This window comes from Hymenobacter agri, from assembly GCF_054778495.1.
This window is the reverse complement of record NZ_BAAGZM010000805.1, coordinates 1-1558: the sequence shown is the minus strand read 5'-3', so window position 1 is coordinate 1558 and position 1558 is coordinate 1. Positions and strand designations below refer to the sequence as shown.

At 65.1% G+C, this 1558-nt stretch carries 3 protein-coding genes; 2 read left to right on the top strand and 1 reads right to left on the bottom strand.

Features of this window, described 5'->3' with window-relative positions:
• The coding region (locus tag ACYVDE_RS22330; protein ID WP_460503738.1) for an NAD(P)/FAD-dependent oxidoreductase at positions 1–459 on the top strand (459 nt) is incomplete at its 5' end.
• A gap of 21 nt (positions 460–480) precedes the next feature.
• Here the strand turns inward: ACYVDE_RS22330 and ACYVDE_RS22325 are convergent.
• Entirely contained in the window at positions 481–753 is a 273-nt protein-coding gene (locus ACYVDE_RS22325) for a hypothetical protein (protein WP_460503737.1), read from the bottom strand.
• Between the two features lie 194 nt (positions 754–947).
• Here ACYVDE_RS22325 and ACYVDE_RS22320 point away from each other — a divergent pair.
• The coding region (locus ACYVDE_RS22320; RefSeq protein ID WP_460503736.1) for a hypothetical protein at positions 948–1558 on the top strand (611 nt) is incomplete at its 3' end.

Below are 1558 nucleotides of genomic sequence, written 5' to 3'. Positions count from 1 at the left end.
CTGGCGGCGGGCGGCCCGGCCGTATTAGGCCTCAACCTCAAGCCCGACCTCTCGCCCGCCGCCCTGCTCCAAAAGCTGCGGCAGCCGCGCGGCAAGGCGTCATTCGCCGATTTTCTGAAGCGTACAATTTACCTGGCGGCGCCCGTGCCCACGCTGCTGCGCGAGCTGCGGCCCGACTGCGCCACGCTGGATGCCGAAGCTCTGGCCGAGCTGCTAACCAATCTGCCCTTACCTGTTGCCAGCTTGCGGCCGCTGGATGAAGCTATTTCGACGGCGGGCGGTATTGCCTTTGCGGCCGTGGATGAGCACCTGATGCTGCGGCAGCGGCCGGGCACCTACGTGGCCGGCGAGATGCTCGATTGGGAAGCGCCTACCGGGGGCTATTTGCTACAAGGGTGTTTCAGCACGGGGGCGTGGGTGGCGCAACGCATTTGCGCAGCGCACGAGCAGGGCCGCTGAGCATAGGCGGGGCGCCAGGTATTACTCGTCGTTTTTGAGCACGCGCCGGGCTTTTTGTTTTTCCTCGGCTTCGCGCAGAATCTGGCGGGCCTCGCCGAGCAGGCGGCGGCCGGGGTTGAGCTCGTCGCGGGCAATGAGGGCGAAGAGCAGAAAGAACGAGGCCAACGGCAACAGCCAGCCCAGCGCAAACCACAGCCAGAACGAGCGGCCCCGACTCTGGGCGCAGTAGCCCGTCAGAATCGGAATAAACGAAATGGCTACCGCCATCACGAATAGCATGTCGACAAACAGCATAGGCGGGCGGCGGTGAAGTGGTGAGAACAAGGCCGCAACAGCGGCCGGCGGCATGCCGAAGATACGCAAACGCAGGCGGGCGTAGAAGCATCAGCGGAGGAAATTTGTTTGAAAACGCCACTATTCGCGTCATTCTCCCGTAGTTCGGGGCAAAGTCGTGCCCGCAACGGGGGGCGGCCGTCCGGTTATCGTCCATGTGGGAGCACCAAAGTTTGTTTCGCGTCTCGGCCCAGCTCTTTGCCGAGGGAGTTTTTAATTTGCTCGACCGCAGCCTGCGGCCCGAGGTTTTCCTGCTGGGCTTCGCCGCCGGACGCGAGGCCGAGGCACCCGCGGCCGTGGTGCTCGAACCAACCACCCATCGCTACTCTCCGGCCGATTTCCGCCACGTGAAAATCCGGGCGGCCGCCCTCGAAGCCGATGCCGGGCCCAAAGGCTCGGTGTACCACCTGCACCCCAACGACCACGACCGCACCGAGAAGCAGCACTGGTACGAGCTGATGTGCCAGGCCACCGAAAATACCCTCAACGAGCTGACGACCAGCCGGGGCGAAAACCGCCGTTCGTTCTGCTCGGGGCCCGTGAGCCTACAAGGCTACCTCGTGACGGTGGTGCTGCAGCTGGCCGCCGACTGCTACGACGGCTACTACGCCCTGCCCAAGCCCGGCGGCGGCCGCCCCATCAATCTGCCCCACGCGGCCGTGCTGGAGTTTATGCACGACTGCGCCCGGGCCCTACGCGAAGCCGATACCGCCGACAACGACCAGCCCGTGCTCGACCGCGACTACAACGAGCTGCTGCGCTCGGC